Origin of the sequence: Paenibacillus litoralis, assembly GCF_046244365.1 — a bacterium.
Taxonomy (GTDB): Bacteria; Bacillota; Bacilli; order Paenibacillales; family NBRC-103111; genus Paenibacillus_V.
Genome location: NZ_CP176395.1, coordinates 299,811 through 320,889, shown reverse-complemented (window position 1 = coordinate 320,889; position 21,079 = coordinate 299,811). Strand labels below are relative to the sequence as shown.

Below are 21,079 nucleotides of genomic sequence, written 5' to 3'. Positions count from 1 at the left end.
TGTAACACATCTCTTCGACTCTTTGCAAGTGGTTTTTTTTAACCATTTTCTGGAGTCTGTTTGGTGGAGCCAAGCGGGATCGAACCGCTGACCTCCTGCTTGCAAGGCAGGCGCTCTCCCAGCTGAGCTATGGCCCCAAATTCCCCACAAAGTGACGTTATCCTTCGAAGCTTATTCCGAGTACTTTCCGGGGAGCCCCAAACGATCACTTTATAAAAGGTAATTGGTGGGCCCTAGTGGACTCGAACCACCGACCTCACCCTTATCAGGGGTGCGCTCTAACCAGCTGAGCTAAGGGCCCGAAAAAAGCCCACAATAGTGGGCTCGCTTGGCAACGTCCTACTCTCCCAGATCCCTGCGGATCAAGTACCCTTGGCGCTGGAGGGCTTAACGGTCGTGTTCGGGATGGGTACGCGTGGTTCCCCTCCGCCATCGTCACCAAACGATTTGCGTTTACCAAAGAAAGAGCATTGCCCTTTCAAAACTGAACATGAGCGAGTAAAACCAGCTTATTGATCCGACAGCCTACAGCCATCATGATCTCCATAGAAAGGAGGTGATCCAGCCGCACCTTCCGATACGGCTACCTTGTTACGACTTCACCCCAATCATCTACCCCACCTTCGGCGGCTGGCTCCTTGCGGTTACCTCACCGACTTCGGGTGTTGTAAACTCTCGTGGTGTGACGGGCGGTGTGTACAAGACCCGGGAACGTATTCACCGCGGCATGCTGATCCGCGATTACTAGCAATTCCGACTTCATGCAGGCGAGTTGCAGCCTGCAATCCGAACTGAGACCGGCTTTTTAGGATTCGCTCCACCTCGCGGTTTCGCAGCCCGTTGTACCGGCCATTGTAGTACGTGTGTAGCCCAGGTCATAAGGGGCATGATGATTTGACGTCATCCCCACCTTCCTCCGGTTTGTCACCGGCAGTCATCCTAGAGTGCCCAACTTAATGCTGGCAACTAAGATCAAGGGTTGCGCTCGTTGCGGGACTTAACCCAACATCTCACGACACGAGCTGACGACAACCATGCACCACCTGTCTTGGATGTCCCGAAGGAGGGCGCTATCTCTAACGCTTGCATCCAGATGTCAAGACCTGGTAAGGTTCTTCGCGTTGCTTCGAATTAAACCACATACTCCACTGCTTGTGCGGGTCCCCGTCAATTCCTTTGAGTTTCACTCTTGCGAGCGTACTCCCCAGGCGGCATGCTTAATGTGTTTACTTCGGCACCAAGGGTATCGAAACCCCTAACACCTAGCATGCATCGTTTACGGCGTGGACTACCAGGGTATCTAATCCTGTTTGCTCCCCACGCTTTCGCGCCTCAGCGTCAGTTATAGGCCAGAAAGTCGCCTTCGCCACTGGTGTTCCTCCACATCTCTACGCATTTCACCGCTACACGTGGAATTCCACTTTCCTCTCCTACACTCCAGTTGCCCAGTTTCCAATGCGACCCAAGGTTGAGCCCTGGGTTTAAACATCAGACTTAAACAACCGCCTGCGCGCGCTTTACGCCCAATAATTCCGGACAACGCTTGCCCCCTACGTATTACCGCGGCTGCTGGCACGTAGTTAGCCGGGGCTTTCTTCTCAGGTACCGTCAAATGAAGAGCAGTTACTCTCCTCACCCTTCTTCCCTGGCAACAGAGTTTTACGATCCGAAAACCTTCATCACTCACGCGGCGTTGCTCGGTCAGACTTTCGTCCATTGCCGAAGATTCCCTACTGCTGCCTCCCGTAGGAGTCTGGGCCGTGTCTCAGTCCCAGTGTGGCCGTTCACCCTCTCAGGTCGGCTACGCATCGTCGCCTTGGTGAGCCGTTACCTCACCAACTAGCTAATGCGCCGCAGGCCCATCTGTAAGTGACAGCTTGCACCGTCTTTCCTGATCTCTCCAGGTGGAGAAACCAACTATCCGGTCTTAGCACACGTTTCCGTGAGTTATCCCGGTCTTACAGGCAGGTTGCCTACGTGTTACTCACCCGTCCGCCGCTAACCTTTCCCGAAGGAAAGATCCGCTCGACTTGCATGTATTAGGCACGCCGCCAGCGTTCGTCCTGAGCCAGGATCAAACTCTCCATAAAAGTTGAAGCCGAGGCTTCGTTTTATTTCGATATTGACATGCTCATGCGATTTGTTGCTTTGTTTTGCTGGCTTTATTCGCTCATTGTTCAGTTTTCAAAGGACAATTTCGATGGTTACAGTCAAGCTTTCTAAGTAAGCTAGCTTGTCTATCGCCTCAAAAGCGACTTTTATACTATAACACATTCGACTTTCACATTGCAAGCACTTTTTTTCGACCGTTTCGTTCGTCGCCTTGCGGCAGCGGCCTCACGGCTTCTTGCGTTTGCTCTGTTACTTGTCCGCCTCAGAAGCGGCAAGAAGTAATGTATCACATACCGCCTGCCGATTGCAAGCTTTTTTGAAAAATAATTAATACGCATCATTATACACAAAGCGACGGACTGTTAAAAACATACAAGGATAAACGGCTTCGCCGTCCTTTTAGGGACAAGCGCGTTTACCGAAATTTAGAGCGACTTCCGCGACATGCTGTCTGATAAATCGAAAAAGAGCGCCGCAGCAGGTGCGACGCTCCTTAATGTCCATCTCTTAATCGATCTGCTTGTCGCGCATAAGCGGGAACAGCAGAACGTCGCGAATCGACGGCGCATTCGTAAGCAGCATGACCAAGCGGTCGATCCCGATTCCGAGACCGCCTGTCGGCGGCATGCCGTATTCAAGCGCACGAATAAAATCGTCGTCCATCTCATGCGCTTCATCATTGCCCTGTTCCTTCTCCAGAAGCTGAGCTTCGAAACGCTCGCGTTGATCGATGGGATCGTTAAGTTCGGTAAAGGCGTTCGCATGCTCGCGAGCCACGATAAACAGCTCGAAGCGATCCGTGAAGCGCGGATCTTGGTCGTTCTTTTTGGCAAGCGGCGAAATCGCAACCGGGTGGCCCGTAATGAAAGTAGGCTGAATAAGCGTGCTCTCAACGAACTCCTCGAAGAACGCATTCAAAATATGCCCGAACGTCCAGTGCGGCTCAACCTGTACTTTATGCTCTTTGGCCAGTTGATGGGCTTCTTCGTCGGTCATTTGCTTGCTGAAATCGACGCCCGTCACTTCTTGGACTGCGTCGACCATCGAAACGCGGCGCCATTCCGGAGTCAGATCGACCTGATGCTCTCCGTACGTAATCACCGTCGTCCCCAGCACTTCCCGAGCGATATGCGCAATCAGCTGTTCCGTCAAGGACATAATATCTTTGTAGTCGGCGTACGCCTCGTACAGCTCGATCATCGTAAACTCCGGATTATGGCGAGTCGAAATCCCCTCGTTCCGGTAAACGCGGCCGATCTCGTATACTTTCTCCAGGCCGCCGACAATCAGACGCTTCAAGTGCAGCTCGATCGCGATCCTCATGTACAGCTGCATATCAAGCGCATTGTGATGCGTAATAAATGGACGCGCGGCAGCACCGCCCGCAATCGCGTGCAGCGTCGGCGTTTCCACTTCCAGATAGCCTTGGGAATCCAAATAGCGGCGCATCGACTGAATGATTTTGGAACGCAAAATAAACGACTCTTTCACGTCCTGGCTCATGATCAAATCGACATAGCGCTGGCGGTAGCGCATCTCGACGTCCTTCAAGCCGTGAAATTTGTCCGGAAGCGGATAGAGCGACTTCGACAATACCGCGATCGATTTCACTTTCACGGAAGTTTCGCCGGTTTGGGTTTTGAACACGGATCCCGCAACGCCGACGATATCGCCTATATCGAGAAGGTCGAATGCTTGATATTCGGTTTCCTCCAGGGCATCTTTACGAACGTATAGCTGGATTTTGCCGGAAATATCCTGAATGTGCGCGAATGACGCTTTGCCCATTCCCCGTTTTTGCATAATGCGGCCGGCAAGACGGACTTCCGCTCCGATCGATTCCAGTTCTTCTTTGGATTTCTCGTCATAGGCTTCAAGCACTTGCTGCGCGGTGTGCGTACGCTCGAACTTCTGGCCGAACGGATCGATGCCGAGAGCCCGAAGCTCGTCCAGCTTGTTGCGGCGAATGACCAACAGTTCGTTTAGTTCCAATTCTTGACTCATGTTCTCATCTCCTAAAGTGTTGCATAACCACTATACACGATCTTATATACGGCTATATAAGCATACCATATCCGAACAAGCTCGGGCTAACCAAATACCGCCACCGGTTGGGATCAATACGCGCTGCTGCGGCTTTAACTCGATTCTGAAATAGGCAAGCATACCGTAAAATGGCGGCTGTGAACAAGAAAAAGCTTCCGTCGGAAGCTTTTCATGGTTTCGAGGAGCGATTCCGCTCCGGCAAGTTTATTTCTTAATATCGATAATCTGATATTGGATAATACCCGCTGGAACGTTAACATCTACCGTCGAGCCTTTTTGCTTGCCGAGAATGGCTTTTCCGACCGGGCTTTCGTTCGATATTTTATTATGCAGCGGATCCGATTCGGCCGTTCCGACGATGTTGTATTCCACGGTATCCCCGAACTCCATATCTTTAAGCGTTACGATCGATCCCACGCTCACCGTATTCGTATCCACTTCGTCGTTATTGATAATCCGCGCGTTGCGCAGCATTTTCTCAAGCGTAATAATACGGCCTTCAATAAACGCCTGTTCATTCTTCGCGTCTTCATATTCCGAGTTTTCGCTGATATCTCCGTATCCGATAGCCACTTTGATCCGCTCGGCCACCTCGCGGCGCTTCACCGATTTAAGATTTTCGAGCTCTTCCTCCAGCCTCTTCAGGCCTTCCTGCGTCAGGATCACTTCTTTTTCTGACATTGCTTCATATCCCCTGTCATGTGATAGATTGTTCGCGGTGAATACCGCCGGGACGGCTCGGATCGCAAACTCACAATAGGCTAAAACGAACCGCGATTCACTTCGCCATATTTCAATATATTACTCACACGAAGCAAGATGACTTCATGGTTTGCCTGCTCGGTTTATTGACTGATTATATTGCAACGACTTCTAAATGTCAATCGCAGGGAATTGCTCGGGATTTTGCCTGCAAAATGCCCAAATCCCGCACCACTTCAATGAACCGCCGTTTCCTCGGAGGCTCCTTCCGTCGATGCGTCAACGGGGGACGACGCCAGCTGGTTAACGTATTGCTCGAGCAGCTCGACCATAATGTCCCGCTTCGTCAGCTCCATAATGGCGTCTTTGACCCGAGCCGCACCAGGCAACCCCTTGAGGTACCACGCCATATGCTTGCGCATTTCCTTGACGGCGACGTGCTCGCCTTTAAGTGCGATCAACCGGTCCATATGCAGCACGGCGATACGGATTTTTTCCTCCGGCGTAGGATCCGACGGCAGCTCTCCGCCCGTCAAATACTGTACCGTTCGGTACAGCATCCAAGGGTTGCCGAGCGCGCCGCGGCCGATCATCACGCCGTCGCAGCCGGTATGATCGAGCAGCCTTTTGGCATCCTCGGGCGTAAAGACGTCCCCGTTCCCGATAACCGGAATGGAAACGGACTCTTTAACTTCTTTAATAATATCCCAATTCGCGGTCCCGGTATACATTTGTACACGCGTCCGCCCGTGAACCGATACGGCAGAGCCTCCGCCGTTTTCGACAGCCTTGGCATTCTGAACCGCGTAAACGTGCTCGTCATCCCAGCCGATCCGCATTTTGACGGTTACGGGTTTGCTGACGGCTTTGACGACCGTCGAAATCATGCTTTCGATTTTGCCGGGGTCGAGCAGCCAGCGGGCGCCGGCGTCGCACTTGGTGATTTTGGGAACGGGACAACCCATGTTGATGTCGATAATGTCCGCATTCGTTTGCTGATCCACGACTTTGGCCGCTTCCACCAGCGTTTCCGTATCGCCGCCGAAAATTTGCAGGCTGAGCGGTTTTTCGCGCTCGTCGACGAACAGCATTTCCTTCGTACGGGCATTGCCGTGCACGATCGCTTTATCGCTTACCATCTCCGCACAAACCAGCCCTGTGCCGAACTCCTTGGCAATGAGCCGGAACGCCGGGTTGCAAACGCCTGCCATCGGGGCAAGAACGACTTTATTTTTGGCAACGATGTTTCCGATTTTAAGCATGACTTACGCTCCTTGCTATGGTTTGAATGTATATCAACTTAACGACGCTCATCTCCGGCAGACAGCTCTTCGATTGCAATGCCCAGCGTTTCCGCGATCAGCTTGACCGTTCTTACGTCCGCCTTGCGGGTTCCCCGTTCGATAGAGCCGACTATGGCAACCGAGACGCCGATCTTCTCGGCCAGCTCCGTCTGGGTATAGCCCTTAAGCTTACGGAAGGCCCTTATGCGCTGGGCTAGTTGTTCGTTCAACTGCATTTCCATCTGGTCACGCCTTCCTTTCCTTCCAACCGGTTCAGATAAGCGGAAAGCGGCCCCTCCATACCCGGCACGTCCGCTCCTTCCAGCACGTCGAGCAGAGGCACAAGCACAAAAGCACGCTCCAGCATACGCGGATGCGGCAAAATCAATTCCGGTTCCGTCCTAGTTTCGTTTCCGAACAGCAGCAGATCGAGGTCGACCGTGCGAGGGCCAAAGCGGATGTCTCTGGTACGCCCAAGCTCCCGCTCGATGTTCTGCATAACGCCCAGCAGCTCGCCGGCAGGCAATTCCGTTTGAACGGCGGCTACCGCATTGAGAAAGGCAGGCTGGTCTACGTAGCCGACCGGATCGGTTTCATATAAAAACGACTGCCGGACAACGCGAATATGAGGATGCTCGTCAAGCATCCGGACCGCATCCAGCAAATACCGCTCGCGATCGCCAAGATTAGACCCGAGTCCGATGAAAGCGAGAACCCCGCTGTTTCCGTCTACGCTCATTCATCATGCCCGCTTTCTGTGGATTTCTACGGTGACGCCCTCAAATAGAACGGCAAACGGCGGATGAGGCTTAATCACCCGCACCGTAATTTCGTTGATACTAGTATAAGTTTGCAAAAGCACCGATGCAACCCGCTCGGCTACCGCCTCGATCAGTTTGAACGGCTTTCCTTCCACGATCGATTTGACAATTTCAAAAACGTCCGCATAATTGACGGTTTGCTCCAAATCGTCATGAATTCCGGCCGCAGCAAGCGGCATAAACATTTCGACATCGACGTAATACCGCTGGCCCAGCTTGTTTTCTTCCGCAAAAACGCCATGGTAGCCAAAAAACTCCATGCGCGACAAGATCATTTTGTCCATCTTCGCTCTTCCTTTGCGTTCTAAGATATCGGATTTCTCGCGTACACGATCGCTTCCGTCATCGCGGCTACCCGTTTCATTTGTTTCACGTCATGGACCCGGACGATCTGACAGCCCTGCGCAATCCCCATGGCTACCGTTGCGCCCGTTCCCTCCACGACATCGTCTGCAGGCAGCTGTAAGGTTCTCTGAATGAAGCTTTTACGCGACGTGCCCAGCAGAACCGGGTATCCCAGACCGGCGATTTCTCTCAAATGATTCATGAGGTACAGATTTTGATCGTAGTTTTTGACAAATCCGATGCCGGGATCAAGGATGATCCGTTCCGCAAGAACCCCCGCCTCCAGAGCAAGCTCCACGCTTTCGCGCAAATCCGCAAGTACGTCAGGCAAAAAGTCCCTGTAATCCGTATCCGTACGGTTATGCATCAAAATGACGGGGCAATCGTAATCAGCCGCAACTTGAGCCATGGCCGGATCGGCTTTAAAGCCCCAAATATCGTTAATGATATGGGCCCCGGCCGCAAGCGCCTGCCTCGCCACCTCCGGTTTGTACGTATCGACGGAGATCGGTACCGATACGGCTTCCTTAAGCGCCCCTATAATCGGCACAACCCTTTCCAGCTCTTCCTCAAGCGATACTTTATCCGCACCGGGCCGGGTCGACTCGCCGCCGATATCGATGATGTCGGCGCCTTCCGCAACCATCTGCCGAGCCCGTTCGATCGCCGTTTCGACGGACGAGTAATTACCGCCATCCGAGAAGGAATCCGGCGTTACGTTTAAAATGCCCATGATCAGCGTTTTTTCACCTAATGTAAGGGACAGCTCCCTGCAAGCCATCGTTCTGGTTGTCATGATCTTCTCCTCCGTCTGGATGGAATGGGGTTACTTGCCGCACAGAGAGCGATACTCCCGCAAGAGCAGGCGCGTCGCAGGTCCGGCGCTTCCGCTCCCTATGATCCGCTTCCCGCCTTCGCGATCGAATACCGACGTAATCGGCACGATTTCTTGAATCGAGTTCGTGATAAAGCACTCCTCGGCGTCAAGCAGCCGCTCCTGTGTGTAAAGACCTTCCTCCACGCGCAGCCCGCACTGTTTCGCAAGCTTTATTACGCAGCCGCGCGCAATCCCCGGCAAAATGCCCGTTTCAATCGAGGGCGTGAAACAAACGCTGCCGCGAATAAAAAACACGTTGCTCACAATCCCTTCCGCAACATGGCCGCCCGCCGTCAAAAAAAGGCCTTCGCAGCCGGCCGCCCAAGGATAACGCGACATTTCCCGCTTAGCCAGCACATTGTTCATATAGTGAAACGACTTGCCTCGTATGGCTCCTTCCGGTGTGTTTCGCGTCGTCTCCAGAAGCTGGAGTGGCTTCCCACGATCGTAGAGGGTTTCATCCGCAGGCGGCAGCGCCTTCACGTACAAGATCTCGGCCGGCTTCGAATACCTGCCTGCCGGCAGGCCCAGCGCTTCCTCGCCAGCCGATACCGACAGCCGGAAATAGCCGTCCGCCAGTCCGTTTTCCGCCAATAGCCGCTTGACCAACCGCCGAATATGATCGGCATCCGGCCGATAGTCGATCCACAGCTCGCTTAAGGACTCCTCCATTCGGGACAAATGCTCGTTCAGCATGAACGGGCTTCCGGCATAGGTGCGAAACGTTTCAAAAAGTCCGAGACCGTAAAGAAAACCGTGATCGTACGCGGAGATCACGGCTTTTCCTTCTTCTATGAATTGTCCGTTAACGGAAATGATCATGCTTTCGTTCCGCTTCCCGCTTTCAGCGCGATGAAGTTGCGAAGCAGCGTAAGCCCATGCTCAGAAATAACCGATTCCGGGTGGAATTGGACGCCTTCGATCGGATATTCCTTATGGCGAAGGGCCATAATTTCGCCTTCCTCCGTACGGGCGCTAACCTCAAGGCAATCCGGCAGCGTTTCGCTCTTGACGATAAGCGAATGGTAACGGGTCGCTGTATAAGGACTTGGAATGCCGCTGAAAATCGTTTTGCCGTCATGGTGAATTTCCGACGTTTTGCCGTGCATGAGCCGTTCCGCGCGGATGACGTCGCCCCCGAACGCTTGTCCGATCGATTGATGTCCGAGGCACACGCCGAGAATCGGCACTTTACCTTTAAAGCGGTCGATAAGCGCCAGGCTGATCCCCGCTTCGTTAGGCGTGCAAGGACCAGGAGAAATCAGAATATGATCCGGGTTCAACGCTTCAATACCGTCCAAATCGATTTCGTCATTGCGGCGAACGACGACCGTTTCTCCAATTTCCCCTAAATATTGAACCAGGTTATACGTAAACGAGTCATAATTGTCGATGACCAGAATCATAGGTTATCCCCCTTTGTGATAGCCGAAGCAACTGCCTCTTCCGTTGCCGCACTGCCGTTTGCGCTGTACTGGATCGCCTTCCATAGCGCTTTCGCTTTGTTCAGCGACTCGATATATTCCTTCTCCGGCACGGAGTCGATCACGATGCCCGCTCCGGCCTGTACGTAGCCTTTGCCTTCGGCGGTCACGAGCGTTCGTATAAGTATATTTAATTCCATATTGCCGTTATAGTCAATCCAGCCCATCGATCCCGTGTACGGCCCGCGGCGCACCGGCTCGAGCTCTTCGATAATTTGCATGGTACGCACTTTAGGCGCTCCGGTAATCGTACCTCCAGGGAACGTGGCCGCGATAATATCGTATGCGTCCTTGTCCGACATCCGTTCGCCCCGAACCTCGGAAACGATATGCATAACGTGGGAGTAATACTCGATCACCATAAGATCGTCGACTCGCACCGACCCGTATCGGGCGATTTTCCCGACATCGTTCCGCTCCAGATCGACAAGCATAATGTGCTCGGCCCGTTCTTTTTCATTCCAGATCAGCTCATCCGCCAGTCGGCGGTCTTCCGCTTCGTTCGCGCCGCGCGGTCTCGTTCCGGCAATGGGACGCGTACGCACCGTTTCGCCCTCCACCTGCACGAGGAGCTCGGGGGAACCCGAGACGAGCTGGAAGCCCGGTGTCCGCATAAGCCCCATGTAAGGAGACGGGTTTAAGAGCCTCAGCCATTCGTAAATCGCTTCCGGCTCGCTTGAAAGCTCTATGCTTTGCCGCACGGACAGGTTGACTTGAAAGACGTCGCCCGCTTCGATATACCGCTGAATACGCCGCACCGCATCCATATACTCCGCTTTGCCGAATGCGCGTTCCACGCCGGCAAGGGCCTCCACGTCGATATGCAGAAGATCGCCCGCCATCGTCCGTTCTCGCAGCCGCCGTTCGTCCTTCGCTGCCGGATCGCCGTTGACTGCGGCTATATCAAGCCATACCCGAGCCATGCGTTCCGCACGGGCACACGCCTCTTCATAGCCTGCGTGCAGCGCGGCAGCCTCTATCCCTCCGCGCACATGGTGGTTTACGGCACAATAAAGGACGCTCTCCTCGTGATCGATTACGTATAGCTCGTCAAACCGCATCATCAAATAGTCCGGCAGCGGCAAATCGTCCGCGGCCGACTGCGGCAGCTTTTCGATCGAACGGACGATATCGTAGCCCAAAAATCCTACGCAGCCGCCGACAAATTTCGGCATTTGGGGGATACGCGGCGAGCGAAACGGCGCCATCCATTTCTTAATAAGCGGCAGCGGATCGCCCTCCAGACGTTCCGGGAGCTTGCCGTCCGCATAAGTAACGACCGCTTCGCGGCCTTTACCGCTAATGACCGATACCGGCGACAAGCCGAGAAAGGAGTAACGGCCGCCTTTCCCGCTTTCCAGCAGGACGGACGACTCGGAGGCGAGCTGCCAAGCCCGCCCCCATGACAGCAGCCGGCTATCCGGCAGCGGAGTTTGCATAATCAACGGAAGTACGGAGTACTCGCCGGACCATTCCTTCCATTGTTCGAGCGACGTGACAATCACAACAGTTCCTCCCTAACGTTTTCGGCGAAAACGGCTCCGGAAGCATGAGCTTCCACACGAGGCTTATAATTTCATTTAGTATAATGGAAAGCGGTGAAAATAAAAAGCCGCGCCATTGCAGCAAACCGTCCTCTCGCCCTCAAAGCAAGCAAAACGCGAAAACCCCTCCGGATAGAGGGGCTCGCTATTGGCGCTATGCGTAAGATTAATCTTCGAATTGATACAGCGGGGTGCTGAGGTAACGTTCCCCGTTGCTCGGGATGATGGCCACGACACGCTTGCCTTTGCCAAGCTCCTTCGCCACTTTCAGAGCAGCGAAAATGGCTGCGCCGGAAGAAATACCGCCGAGGATTCCTTCTTCTTTGGCAACGCGGCGGGCGATTTCGAAAGCATCTTCATTCTCGACAGGAATGATGCCGTCGTAAATACCCGTGTTCAAGATATCCGGCACGAAGCCTGCGCCGATCCCTTGAATTTTATGCGGACCCGGCTTTCCTCCGGACAGAACCGGGGAAGCGGCAGGTTCAACGGCGTATATTTTAATGTTAGGGAAGTTTTCTTTCAGGATTTGACCCGCTCCGGTGATCGTACCGCCCGTACCGATACCCGAAATGAAGGCATCAAGCTTGCCGTCATGCGAGTTGATCGCTTCAACGATTTCCGGTCCGGTCGTTTCGCGGTGAACTTTCGGATTTGCCGTGTTTTTGAACTGCTGCGGAATGAAATAGCTAGGGTTTTCGGCTTGAAGCTCTTCCGCGCGGCGAATAGCGCCTTTCATGCCTTCCGCTCCGGGCGTCAGAACAAGCTGGGCTCCATATGCGCGAAGCAGGTTGCGGCGTTCCATACTCATCGTTTCCGGCATGACGAGAATAGCTTTGTAGCCTTTCGCTGCAGCAACCATCGCAAGTCCGATGCCCGTGTTGCCGCTTGTCGGCTCGACAATCGTATCGCCCGGCTTCAATTTCCCTTCTTGCTCGGCTACTTCAATCATGCTGATCGCGATACGGTCTTTCACGCTCGCGCCCGGGTTCTGGAATTCCAGCTTCAGGTAGATTTCAGCGCTGTCCTCCGGTACGACGCGATTCAAACGGACAAGCGGAGTATCGCCAATAAGATCGGTAATGGATTGCACAAGCTTTGCCATGTGAAGTCCTCCTCTACTATATTTCCGAGTAAATTAGTTGGTTTTATGTTTTCATATTACCAACTCAAACCAATTGTGTCAATACTCATTTTCGCAGCTCGGCGTCAAAAATGATGACATTGCGTTCGTTCCGCAGCTCCTGAGTCACTTCCTTGAGCGGCTTCGCCTTCTGCAAGGCGAGCTGTTTGCGAAGCGTTTCGCGGATCTCGGCCTGACTTCCTTTATTCAGTTCTTTCCGGTCGGTCAGCTTCACGACGGCATAACCGTCCGCCATTTGAACGGGCTTGCTGATTTCCCCGACTTTGAGCGAATGGATGGCCTTCAATATGGACGCCGCCACAAAGGGATCGTTCTCGTCCACCCAGCCCATATCCCCGCCGTCGCTTGCCGTCGCCGTATCCAGCGACCGTTCCTTGGCCAAGTCCGCAAAATCGCGGCCGCCTTTGGCAAGCTCGATCGTCTTGTTCGCCTGCTCCAGCGTAGCCGATATGATTTGTTGAAAGCGGACCTGTACCATACTGCGAAACTCTTCCGGATGCGCCTGCATGTAGGCGTCTACTTCCTTATCGCTCACTTCAATGCCGTTCGTCGCAATTTTTTCAAGCAGCAGCTTAAAATATACGTCTTCGCGAAGATCATCCTTGCTCAAGCCGATCTGATCCTTCATCGCCCGGTAGAACTGCTCTTCGCTATCATACCCTTGCTGCATCCTTTTCAGTTCGCGGTCCAGCTCTTCCCGCTCCAGCTTTAATCCCGTCGCATCGGCTTTCTGCTGAATCGCTTCGCGGTCGATCATCTGGTTAAGCAGCTCCGCCCCATGGCGGCTCTTCAAGTAATGCGTCAAATCTTCTTCCTTGATTTCACGGTCGCCGATACGTGCGATGACGACTTTGTTCTCCGGCTCTTTCTGCTCTTCCTGTTGGACAGCCTCTCCTTCGGCACGGGGGGTTCCCAGCAGCCGCGCCACGATTCCGGTCAACCCGACCGTTACCACCAGCAAAAACACGACGGCCCCCCACAGCAGTTTAACGTTTCTCATCCTACTCTCCTCTTACCGCAAATGAGCGTCCGAGCTTTATTCGGGACGATCGGCCCGAACAACTCTAAGGCGTTATGCTTTTATTTTTTCCATAACTGCCTCTAAAGCATCCTTTTCAAACGAATAAGCTTCATTACAGAAATGACAGACCACTTCCGCCTTGCCGTCTTCCTCCAGAATAGAAGTAAGCTCTTCCGCACCTAAGCTGATCAGTGTCTGCTCCACACGTTCGCGGGAGCACTTGCATTTGAACACGACGTCCATCCGGTCCAGAATGCGCACATCCTCGAGCACGGTTTCCAAAATATGTTCAAGCGTAGCTCCTTCATCCAGAAGACGGGTGATCGGAGGCAGCTCGTTCAGCCGTTTCTCCATCAGAGCGATTTCTTCGTCCGATAGTCCCGGCAGCAATTGAATGATAAAGCCGCCCGACGCTTTGACGGAATAGTCCACATCGACCAATACGCCTAGTGCCACGGCGGAAGGCGTCTGCTCCGATTTCGTGAAGTAATACGTGAAGTCTTCGCCCAGCTCTCCCGAGACGATCGGCGTGCTGCCGCGGTAAGGCTCCTTTAAGCCGAGATCCTTAATGATAAATAGAAAACCGTCGGTGCCGACCGCTCCCGCCACGTCCAATTTCCCAACCGCATTCAGCGGCAAATCGATATCGGGATTGTCCACATAGCCCCTGACTTCCCCCACCGCATTGGCGTCGACGACGATCTGTCCGATCGGGCCCCCGCCTTTCACTTGAACGGTCAGTTTTTCATTGCCCTTCAGCATGGCTCCTAACATTGCTCCCGCCGAAGCCGTACGTCCTAGTGCGGCAGTCGCCGTCGGCGTTGTCCGGTGTCTGCGCTGCAGCTCCCCGACAAGTGCGGTCGTGTGCGCTGCAAAAGCGCGAACCTTTCCGTTAAACGCGGTAGCGCGTATCATGTAGTCTGTTGTCATGAAGTCACCTCTTGAAATCACAGAATAAATATCGGTTGCTCAAAGCCTTTTGTGAACGGTTATTGCGCATTTCGCTCATAAATAATTCGCAAACCTTGAAGCGTTAAAAGTGGGTCTACCAGTTGTATGGTCTTAGATTCGCTCGCAATCAGCTGCGCTAAGCCGCCGGTGGCCACGACCTTCGGGTCGGTGCCGAACTCCTCGCGAATCCGCTCCACGATGCCGTCCACTTGCCCGGCGAAGCCGAATATGATGCCCGCTTGCATCGCGGCGATCGTATTGCGGCCGACCGTGCTCTTGGGCCTGACCAGCTCGATGCGCGGCAGCTTGGCGGCTCGTTGATACAACGCTTCCGTGGAAATCCCGATGCCCGGCGCGATGGCGCATCCGAGCAGTTGTCCGTGCTGATCCAAGTAATCGTATGTAGTCGCCGTGCCGAAATCGACGATGATGAGCGGAGAGCCGTAGAGCTCCAAGCCCGCCACCGCGTTGACGATTCGGTCTGCGCCGACTTCGCGCGGATTCTCAATCCGTATGTTCAGTCCGGTCTTAATGCCCGGGCCGACGATATACGCCGTTTTCTTAATATATTTTGAGCAAAGCTGCTCCAAAACAAACATAAGCGGGGGAACGACAGAAGAAATAATGACGCCATCAATATCTTCCATCCGTATTCCGGCAAGCTGAAACAGATTGTAGAACATAACGCCGTACTCGTCAGCCGTAGCGGAACGATTCGTGCTGAGCCGCCAGTTGTGAAGCAGCTGCTCTTTCTCGTAAAGGCCGAGAACGATATTCGTATTCCCGACGTCCACAACCAAAATCATTCGTTTATCTCCTTCCGCTCCCCCAAATCCAAGCTGATGTCGAGCGCCTGTACCGAATAGGTGAGCCGGCCGACGGAAATGACGTCCACGCCGCTAAGCGCGATATCCTTAACGGTTTGCAGAGTTACCGAGCCGGAGGCTTCTACCATGATATGCGGTGCCCGATCCTTTATGAGCTTCACCGCTTCGGCCATCTTGGCCGGCTTCATGTTGTCGAGCATGATGATATCCGGCTGTGCGATCAGCGCTTCCTCAAGCTGCTCGAAGTTCTCCACTTCGACCTCGATTTTCATCGTGTGCGGAATCAGCGAGCGCGCGGAACGTATCGCTTTGGCGACGCCTCCCGCTCCCTTGATGTGATTGTCCTTGATCATCACGGCATCGTACAGTCCGAACCGGTGGTTATGCCCGCCGCCGACGCGTACGGCGTACTTTTCCAGCATGCGGTGGCCAGGCGTTGTTTTGCGCGTGTCGACCAGCCTAACCGGCAGGCCTTCGAGCGCTTCTACGAACTGCCTTGTTCTTGTAGCGATTCCGGAAAGCCTCTGCATCAAGTTCAGAGCAAGCCGTTCTCCAAGCAAAATGCTTCGCGTGCTCCCTTCCACCTCGATCAGCACCGTCCCTTTGACCGCCGGACTGCCTTCTGCGGCCACCGCCTTAAAGCGGAGGCTCGGATCGACCTCGCGGAAGACGGCCTCAGCGACCGGGATGCCGCATATGACGCCGTCCTCCTTGACATGAAGAATACCTTTAGATTGATGGTCTAAAGGTATTGTCGTCATCGTCGTCATGTCGCCTGAACCGATATCTTCATCCAGCCAAACCCGTATTTGTCTCCGCAGCGTTTCGTTATGTAGTTCCAGCATTGAAATTCACTCCTCAAGCGTTTCGCAAGAAACGCAGCATCGTAAGCGGCAGTTCGGTAAGAATAGCGTTTCATCAGTAAAAAAGCGCCGTAAGAAGCAGTCCTGAGGAGCTGCTTCTTAACCGTTTCACCCGAAACCCCAATTGTTACGCAGGGCGCAAGCTCTACACTTGCTCCTCGATGACGCCGTTATCACGGCTGAACACCAAATGCTTATGCCAACGCTCATCATCGCGCTGCGGGAAATCCTCCCTGCAGTGGCCTCCTCGGCTTTCTTCGCGCATTAACGCCGCACGCGTCGTGAGCAGTGCGCACGTTAATAGGTTGGCGAATTCGTATTCCTCGCGTTTGCTGAGCAGGGACGTAAAAACGTTTAGCTGACGCTGCAGCTCTTCGTATCCCTTTTCCAGCATCTTGCCGGAACGGAAGAGTCCTACATAGCGCAGCATAATTTTCTGCAGCTTGAGCCGCTTCTCTACGAACGGTTGACTAAGCGGTTCCGTGCGCGAAAGCGAAGGCCGGAGCTCCGGACAAGCGCCCGCAACCGGCTCCAGCTGGCCGATCCGTTCAATGATGCGCCGCCCGAAGACGATCGCTTCGGAAAGCGAATTGCTTGCCAGCCGATTTGCGCCGTGAACGCCCGTAGAGGAAGCTTCGCCGCAAGCGAAAAGCCGCTTTACGTTCGTTTCCCCGTAAAGGTCCGTCTTGACGCCTCCCATCATATAGTGCGCAGCAGGAGCGACCGGGATCCAATCCGTCGTCAAGTCCAAGCCGTATTTCATGCATGTTTCGTAGATGGTCGGAAACCGGTGTTTTACCATGTCGGAAGGTTCGTGGGTTACATCGATATATACGAAGGTCGACTTCGTCAGTTCCATTTCGCTTACGATAGCGCGGGCGACAACGTCGCGCGGCGCGAGCTCCAGCTGCTCGTGATAACGCTCCATAAAGCGTTCCCCGTTAATGTTGCGCAAATACGCGCCTTCGCCCCGCACCGCCTCCGAGATAAGAAAGCGCGGCGCGCCCGGATAGCACAGCACGGTCGGATGAAATTGCACGAACTCGACATCGCGAATTTCGGCTCCCGCGCGGTACGCGATCGCTATGCCGTCCGCGGTAGCGATCTCCGGATTGGTCGTATAACGGAACAACTGACCGGCTCCTCCCGTACAAAGAACCGTTGCGTTGCCCTGGACGTAGACGCGCTGCCCGTCCGGCTTTTGGACGATCGCGCCGAAGCACTCGCCTTTATCGGTCACCAGGTCGATAACGAAGTGCTCGTCCCATACTTCAATATTCGGATGCTGCATGGCCTTCTCGGAGAGAGCCCGAACGATTTCAAAGCCTGTCGCGTCGCCGTTCGCATGCAAAATGCGGCGCTGGCTATGCGCGCCTTCCTTGGTCAGCGCCAGCTCGCCGTTCTCGACATCAAACTGCGTGCCCATCTGAATTAAGTCCTTAACGCCTTCCGGCCCTTCGTAAACAAGGACTTCTACCGCATTCATCGAACATAAGCCGGCACCGGCAAACAGCGTGTCCTTCAAGTGATAATCCGGCGAATCCTCGTCGGAAATGACCGCCGCAATACCTCCCTGCGCATACCTCGTATTGCTCTCCATCAGCGATTTCTTCGTTATCATGAGCACTTTGCGGGTTTCCGCCGCTTTAATCGCCGTAAACAGGCCGGCAATGCCGGCGCCAATTACCATGACGTCGGTCTGCACCTTCGGCAGTTGACGATGATCGATATCGACCAGGTATCGCGGTATCATTGTGTCATTTCACCTTTCGGAAGCGCGAGACTGTCAAGAGCTCGCCCTTTATAAACATCCAAGGAATAGAAACGATGCTGAGGGGAAGAGGAAGCGGTTACGCCGGTTTCGAATAACCGCCGCTCCTCAAAAGGAAGCAGCGCATGCTACTTCACCTGCAGCATGCGCTCTAAGGAAGCCCTCGCCTTATCGGCGACTTGCGGCGGTACATAAATTTGCGGAGACATCGTCTCCAGGCATTTGACGACCTTCTTCAGGTTGTTCACTTTCATGTTAGGACAGACCAAATATTTCGTAGCAAAATGGAACGTCTTATTCGGGCTGTCCATCCGCAGCTGATAGCCCGTTCCGTCTTCCGTTCCGACGATAAACTCCTGGCAATCCGATTCGCGGCAATATTTGATGATTGCGGTCGTGCTGCCTACGAAATCCCCCAGCTTAACAACCTCGGGCCGGCACTCGGGATGAACGACGAATTGCGCGTTCGGATACTGGGCCTTCATTTCTTCAACGTCCTTGACAGTTAGCATGTCGTGGGTGTTGCAGTAGCCTTCCCAGATGATCATTTTCTTGTTCGTGAATTTAGACACATAGTCGCCCAGGTTTTTATCCGGCACCCAAATAATTTCCTCCGCATCCACGGATTCGATTACCTTGATGGCATTGGCGGACGTACAGCAAATGTCCGTTTCGGACTTCACATCTGCCGACGTATTAATGTAAGCGACGACTTTGGCGTTAGGATGCTGTTTCTTTAGCGCCCGCAAACCGTCGACGTTTACCATGTCCGCCATCGGACAACCGGCCCGCTCGTCGGGGATAATAACCGTTTTGTTCGGAGCCAAAATTTTGGCGCTTTCCCCCATGAAATGAACGCCGCAGAAAACGATGACGTCTGCATCGGTCGATGCGGCCTTCTGGGCAAGCAAGAACGAATCGCCGCGGAAATCCGCGACCTCCTGAATCTCATCCCGCTGGTAATAATGAGCCAAAATGATCGCGTTTCGTTCCTTCTTTAGCTGTAGAATCCGCTCTTTCAGTTCCCGGTTTTGCTCTGCCTTTCTCTCTAGAGCTAAAGCCTCCATGCAGGCTCTCCCCTTCCATGCAATTTAGTAAGAACAGAAAAGGCTTCGTACCGCACCGATACCGTCGCTTGTGATAAAACGCACAAGCTAAGCCGCTTCTCGTACCTTATGTTTAGTTTAAACCTAATTTACACATTCTTAATGCGGGTGTCAATCTTGTTTTCCCGCCAAAAAGGGAAAAATCCGGCGCCGCCGATCAGGCTGCTCCGGATTTCTCTCGATCCCTTTATTCTTCCTTGTCATCCTTCTTATCGCGCTCGAAATCAAGCTTATTCGAGTCGCTTTGGAAGTCTTGGCCAAGGATATTTACTTTCACATCGTCGCTGTCGGAGCCGGCAATGCCGCCTTTTTCGATCAGATCGACGATTTGGTCTTTGTCCAACGTTTCGCGTTCGATCAACGTCTTCGCAATCAAATGTACCTGATCGCTGTGCGTCTCGAGAATTTTGCGCGCCCGCTCGTAGCAAGTACGAATCAGGCTTTGCATCTCTTGATCGATCTCATACGCGATAGCATCGCTGTAATTTTGCTCGTGACCGAAATCGCGTCCCAGGAAAACTTGACCGCCTTGCGCAGTACCGAACTGAAGCGGTCCAAGCTTATCGCTCATGCCGTAATCGACAATCATGCTACGCACGATTGCAGTTGCCTTACGGAAGTCGTCATAGGCACCCGTCCCGATTTCACCGATAAACACTTCCTCCGATACCCGTCCGCCAAGCAAACCGGTAACTTGATCGAGGAGCTCGTTCTTGGTGGTTACAAGCGGATCCTCCGCTTCCTTCGGCAGCGTAATGACATAGCCTCCGGCGCGTCCGCGCGGTACGATCGTAACGCGGTGAATCATATGGGCATCGCGCGCATGGTAACCGATGATCGCATGACCCGCTTCGTGGTAAGCGATCGTCTTCTTGTCGCGATCGCGGATAATGCGGCTTTTCTTCTGCGTACCCACGATGACGCGGTCGAAAGCTTCTTCGATCTCGCTCATCGAGATGTCTTTGCGGTTCCGTCTTGCGGCAATCAGCGCCGCTTCGTTAAGCAAATTCTCCAAGTCCGCGCCGGTAAAGCCGGTCGTATAGCGTGCAAGGGAATCCAGCTTGACGTCTTTGCCCAGCGGCTTGTTGCGCGCATGGACTTTGAGCACCGCTTCACGGCCTTTGACGTCCGGACGGTCAACCGTAATTTGACGGTCAAAACGGCCTGGACGCAGAAGCGCAGGGTCGAGAATATCCGGACGGTTGGTAGCGGCAACGATGATGATGCCTTCGTTGGCGCCGAAGCCGTCCATTTCGACGAGCAACTGGTTGAGCGTTTGCTCGCGCTCGTCATGCCCGCCGCCGAGACCGGCGCCGCGCTGACGGCCGACTGCGTCGATCTCGTCGATAAAGATGATACAAGGCGCGTTTTTCTTCGCATTTTCGAACAGGTCGCGAACGCGGGATGCGCCGACGCCGACGAACATTTCCACGAAATCGGAACCGGAAATACTGAAGAACGGTACGCCGGCTTCGCCGGCAACTGCGCGCGCTAGCAACGTTTTACCGGTACCCGGAGGACCCACAAGCAATACGCCCTTCGGAATGCGTGCGCCGACAGCCGCGAATTTACGCGGGTCTTTCAGAAACTCGACGACTTCGACAAGTTCTTGCTTCTCTTCGTCCGCACCGGCCACGTCTTCGAACGTGACGCGCTTCTTCTCTTCGTTGTACAAGCGGGCTCGGCTCTTGCCGAAATTCATCACCTTGCCGCCGCCGCCTTGGGCTTGGTTCAACAGGAAGAAAAACAGGACGAATATAATCACAAAAGGAATGATGGAGGTTAGAAAGGAGATCCAAATACTATCCCCGTCCATCTTCTCATAGACTTCCTTCTGTACTTTGCTGTTCTCGATTAGCTCAAGGACCCGATCGTCGATCGGCGCGCGAGTCTTGAAGCTCTTGCCCGAGGCGTATTTCCCTTTAATAATATAGGTATAGCCCTCAGGTTTAACCGATACTTCCTGGATTTTGTTGTCCCCTGTTTGTGCTTTCAAATAGTCACGAAACTGGTTGTAGGTAATCTGATCTTCCAGATCGTTCTGGGCGCTGATAAATCGTACAATCCCAATGACAACCAAAATGATTAGCAAATAAAATCCGGTATTTCGGAGGATTCGATTCATCCCCAACCTCCTCTCAAGGGCACACTTGTTTTATTTTACCACAGCAAGTCTCGGCTT

At 53.7% G+C, this 21,079-nt stretch carries 18 protein-coding genes, 2 tRNA genes and 2 rRNA genes; all 22 read right to left on the bottom strand.

The annotated features are described in order from the left end of the window. Positions 1-61: 61 nt before the first annotated feature. The 22 genes from ACKGJP_RS01380 to ftsH all read right to left on the bottom strand — a co-directional run bounded on the left by ACKGJP_RS01380 (position 62) and on the right by ftsH (position 21,022). Positions 62-137, bottom strand: a tRNA-Ala gene (locus tag ACKGJP_RS01380). 87 nt (positions 138-224) lie between these two features. Continuing rightward, positions 225-301: transfer RNA gene (locus ACKGJP_RS01375), tRNA-Ile, on the bottom strand. Positions 302-326: 25 nt separating this feature from the next. Beyond that, positions 327-443, bottom strand: a 5S ribosomal RNA gene (gene rrf, locus ACKGJP_RS01370). Positions 444-549: 106 nt separating this feature from the next. Further along, positions 550-2,090, bottom strand: a 16S ribosomal RNA gene (locus tag ACKGJP_RS01365). Between the two features lie 529 nt (positions 2,091-2,619). Continuing rightward, positions 2,620-4,116, bottom strand: a complete 1,497-nt coding sequence (gene lysS / locus ACKGJP_RS01360) for a lysine--tRNA ligase (RefSeq protein ID WP_409343921.1) — start codon at positions 4,114-4,116, stop codon at positions 2,620-2,622. Positions 4,117-4,362: 246 nt separating this feature from the next. Further along, the gene (gene greA / locus ACKGJP_RS01355; protein WP_409343920.1) at positions 4,363-4,839 is read right to left on the bottom strand and encodes a transcription elongation factor GreA; all 477 of its coding nucleotides are present in this window, start codon (positions 4,837-4,839) and stop codon (positions 4,363-4,365) included. A 257-nt stretch (positions 4,840-5,096) separates the two neighbouring features. Then, a complete protein-coding gene (dusB, locus tag ACKGJP_RS01350) occupies positions 5,097-6,122 on the bottom strand; it encodes a tRNA dihydrouridine synthase DusB (protein ID WP_409343919.1) in 1,026 nt (341 codons plus the stop codon). A gap of 38 nt (positions 6,123-6,160) precedes the next feature. After that, positions 6,161-6,379: a helix-turn-helix domain-containing protein gene (locus tag ACKGJP_RS01345; protein ID WP_409347047.1), complete on the bottom strand. Its 219-nt coding sequence runs from the start codon at positions 6,377-6,379 to the stop codon at positions 6,161-6,163. After that, positions 6,370-6,882: a 2-amino-4-hydroxy-6-hydroxymethyldihydropteridine diphosphokinase gene (folK, locus tag ACKGJP_RS01340; protein ID WP_409343918.1), complete on the bottom strand. Its 513-nt coding sequence runs from the start codon at positions 6,880-6,882 to the stop codon at positions 6,370-6,372. The genes ACKGJP_RS01345 and folK overlap by 10 nt, the downstream gene beginning before the upstream one ends. Positions 6,883-6,885: 3 nt before the next feature. After that, positions 6,886-7,248, bottom strand: a complete 363-nt coding sequence (gene folB, locus ACKGJP_RS01335; RefSeq protein WP_409343917.1) for a dihydroneopterin aldolase — start codon at positions 7,246-7,248, stop codon at positions 6,886-6,888. Positions 7,249-7,268: 20 nt separating this feature from the next. After that, positions 7,269-8,105 carry a dihydropteroate synthase gene (gene folP / locus ACKGJP_RS01330; RefSeq protein WP_409343916.1) on the bottom strand — a complete coding sequence of 279 codons (837 nt, stop codon included), beginning with the start codon at positions 8,103-8,105 and terminating at the stop codon, positions 7,269-7,271. 30 nt (positions 8,106-8,135) lie between these two features. Next, on the bottom strand, positions 8,136-9,008 hold the full coding sequence (pabC, locus tag ACKGJP_RS01325; RefSeq protein WP_409343915.1) for an aminodeoxychorismate lyase: 873 nt from the start codon (positions 9,006-9,008) through the stop codon (positions 8,136-8,138). Then, the gene (pabA, locus tag ACKGJP_RS01320) at positions 9,005-9,592 is read right to left on the bottom strand and encodes an aminodeoxychorismate/anthranilate synthase component II (protein ID WP_409343914.1); all 588 of its coding nucleotides are present in this window, start codon (positions 9,590-9,592) and stop codon (positions 9,005-9,007) included. The genes pabC and pabA overlap by 4 nt, the downstream gene beginning before the upstream one ends. Then, positions 9,589-11,175, bottom strand: coding sequence for an anthranilate synthase component I family protein (locus tag ACKGJP_RS01315; RefSeq protein WP_409343913.1), 1,587 nt, complete (start codon positions 11,173-11,175; stop codon positions 9,589-9,591). Before ACKGJP_RS01315 ends, pabA begins: the two co-directional genes overlap by 4 nt. 205 nt (positions 11,176-11,380) lie before the next feature. Further along, on the bottom strand, positions 11,381-12,319 hold the full coding sequence (gene cysK / locus ACKGJP_RS01310; protein WP_409343912.1) for a cysteine synthase A: 939 nt from the start codon (positions 12,317-12,319) through the stop codon (positions 11,381-11,383). 85 nt (positions 12,320-12,404) lie between these two features. Next, the gene (locus tag ACKGJP_RS01305; protein WP_409343911.1) at positions 12,405-13,358 is read right to left on the bottom strand and encodes a peptidyl-prolyl cis-trans isomerase; all 954 of its coding nucleotides are present in this window, start codon (positions 13,356-13,358) and stop codon (positions 12,405-12,407) included. Between the two features lie 72 nt (positions 13,359-13,430). Continuing rightward, positions 13,431-14,309 carry an Hsp33 family molecular chaperone HslO gene (gene hslO, locus ACKGJP_RS01300; protein ID WP_409343910.1) on the bottom strand — a complete coding sequence of 293 codons (879 nt, stop codon included), beginning with the start codon at positions 14,307-14,309 and terminating at the stop codon, positions 13,431-13,433. Between the two features lie 59 nt (positions 14,310-14,368). Further along, the gene (locus ACKGJP_RS01295) at positions 14,369-15,136 is read right to left on the bottom strand and encodes a type III pantothenate kinase (protein ID WP_409343909.1); all 768 of its coding nucleotides are present in this window, start codon (positions 15,134-15,136) and stop codon (positions 14,369-14,371) included. Continuing rightward, positions 15,133-16,002: a carboxylating nicotinate-nucleotide diphosphorylase gene (nadC, locus tag ACKGJP_RS01290; protein ID WP_409343908.1), complete on the bottom strand. Its 870-nt coding sequence runs from the start codon at positions 16,000-16,002 to the stop codon at positions 15,133-15,135. The genes ACKGJP_RS01295 and nadC overlap by 4 nt, the downstream gene beginning before the upstream one ends. Before the next feature lie 163 nt (positions 16,003-16,165). Further along, positions 16,166-17,773, bottom strand: coding sequence for an L-aspartate oxidase (nadB, locus tag ACKGJP_RS01285; RefSeq protein WP_409343907.1), 1,608 nt, complete (start codon positions 17,771-17,773; stop codon positions 16,166-16,168). A gap of 146 nt (positions 17,774-17,919) precedes the next feature. Beyond that, positions 17,920-18,858, bottom strand: a complete 939-nt coding sequence (gene nadA, locus ACKGJP_RS01280; RefSeq protein ID WP_409343906.1) for a quinolinate synthase NadA — start codon at positions 18,856-18,858, stop codon at positions 17,920-17,922. A 226-nt stretch (positions 18,859-19,084) separates the two neighbouring features. Beyond that, positions 19,085-21,022 carry an ATP-dependent zinc metalloprotease FtsH gene (gene ftsH, locus ACKGJP_RS01275; protein WP_409343905.1) on the bottom strand — a complete coding sequence of 646 codons (1,938 nt, stop codon included), beginning with the start codon at positions 21,020-21,022 and terminating at the stop codon, positions 19,085-19,087. Between the last annotated feature and the right edge of the window lie 57 nt (positions 21,023-21,079).

What these genes read in the sequence shown, in the direction of transcription:
- lysS (WP_409343921.1), bottom strand. Translation starts at nt 4,116, where the DNA reads ATGAGTCAAGAATTGGAACTAAACGAACTGTTGGTCATTCGCCGCAAC.
- greA (WP_409343920.1), bottom strand. Translation starts at nt 4,839, where the DNA reads ATGTCAGAAAAAGAAGTGATCCTGACGCAGGAAGGCCTGAAGAGGCTG.
- dusB (WP_409343919.1), bottom strand. Translation starts at nt 6,122, where the DNA reads ATGCTTAAAATCGGAAACATCGTTGCCAAAAATAAAGTCGTTCTTGCC.
- ACKGJP_RS01345 (WP_409347047.1), bottom strand. Translation starts at nt 6,379, where the DNA reads ATGCAGTTGAACGAACAACTAGCCCAGCGCATAAGGGCCTTCCGTAAG.
- folK (WP_409343918.1), bottom strand. Translation starts at nt 6,882, where the DNA reads ATGAGCGTAGACGGAAACAGCGGGGTTCTCGCTTTCATCGGACTCGGG.
- folB (WP_409343917.1), bottom strand. Translation starts at nt 7,248, where the DNA reads ATGGACAAAATGATCTTGTCGCGCATGGAGTTTTTTGGCTACCATGGC.
- folP (WP_409343916.1), bottom strand. Translation starts at nt 8,105, where the DNA reads ATGACAACCAGAACGATGGCTTGCAGGGAGCTGTCCCTTACATTAGGT.
- pabC (WP_409343915.1), bottom strand. Translation starts at nt 9,008, where the DNA reads ATGATCATTTCCGTTAACGGACAATTCATAGAAGAAGGAAAAGCCGTG.
- pabA (WP_409343914.1), bottom strand. Translation starts at nt 9,592, where the DNA reads ATGATTCTGGTCATCGACAATTATGACTCGTTTACGTATAACCTGGTT.
- cysK (WP_409343912.1), bottom strand. Translation starts at nt 12,319, where the DNA reads ATGGCAAAGCTTGTGCAATCCATTACCGATCTTATTGGCGATACTCCG.
- ACKGJP_RS01305 (WP_409343911.1), bottom strand. Translation starts at nt 13,358, where the DNA reads ATGAGAAACGTTAAACTGCTGTGGGGGGCCGTCGTGTTTTTGCTGGTG.
- hslO (WP_409343910.1), bottom strand. Translation starts at nt 14,309, where the DNA reads ATGACAACAGACTACATGATACGCGCTACCGCGTTTAACGGAAAGGTT.
- ACKGJP_RS01295 (WP_409343909.1), bottom strand. Translation starts at nt 15,136, where the DNA reads ATGATTTTGGTTGTGGACGTCGGGAATACGAATATCGTTCTCGGCCTT.
- nadC (WP_409343908.1), bottom strand. Translation starts at nt 16,002, where the DNA reads ATGCTGGAACTACATAACGAAACGCTGCGGAGACAAATACGGGTTTGG.
- nadB (WP_409343907.1), bottom strand. Translation starts at nt 17,773, where the DNA reads ATGATACCGCGATACCTGGTCGATATCGATCATCGTCAACTGCCGAAG.
- nadA (WP_409343906.1), bottom strand. Translation starts at nt 18,858, where the DNA reads ATGGAGGCTTTAGCTCTAGAGAGAAAGGCAGAGCAAAACCGGGAACTG.
- ftsH (WP_409343905.1), bottom strand. Translation starts at nt 21,022, where the DNA reads ATGAATCGAATCCTCCGAAATACCGGATTTTATTTGCTAATCATTTTG.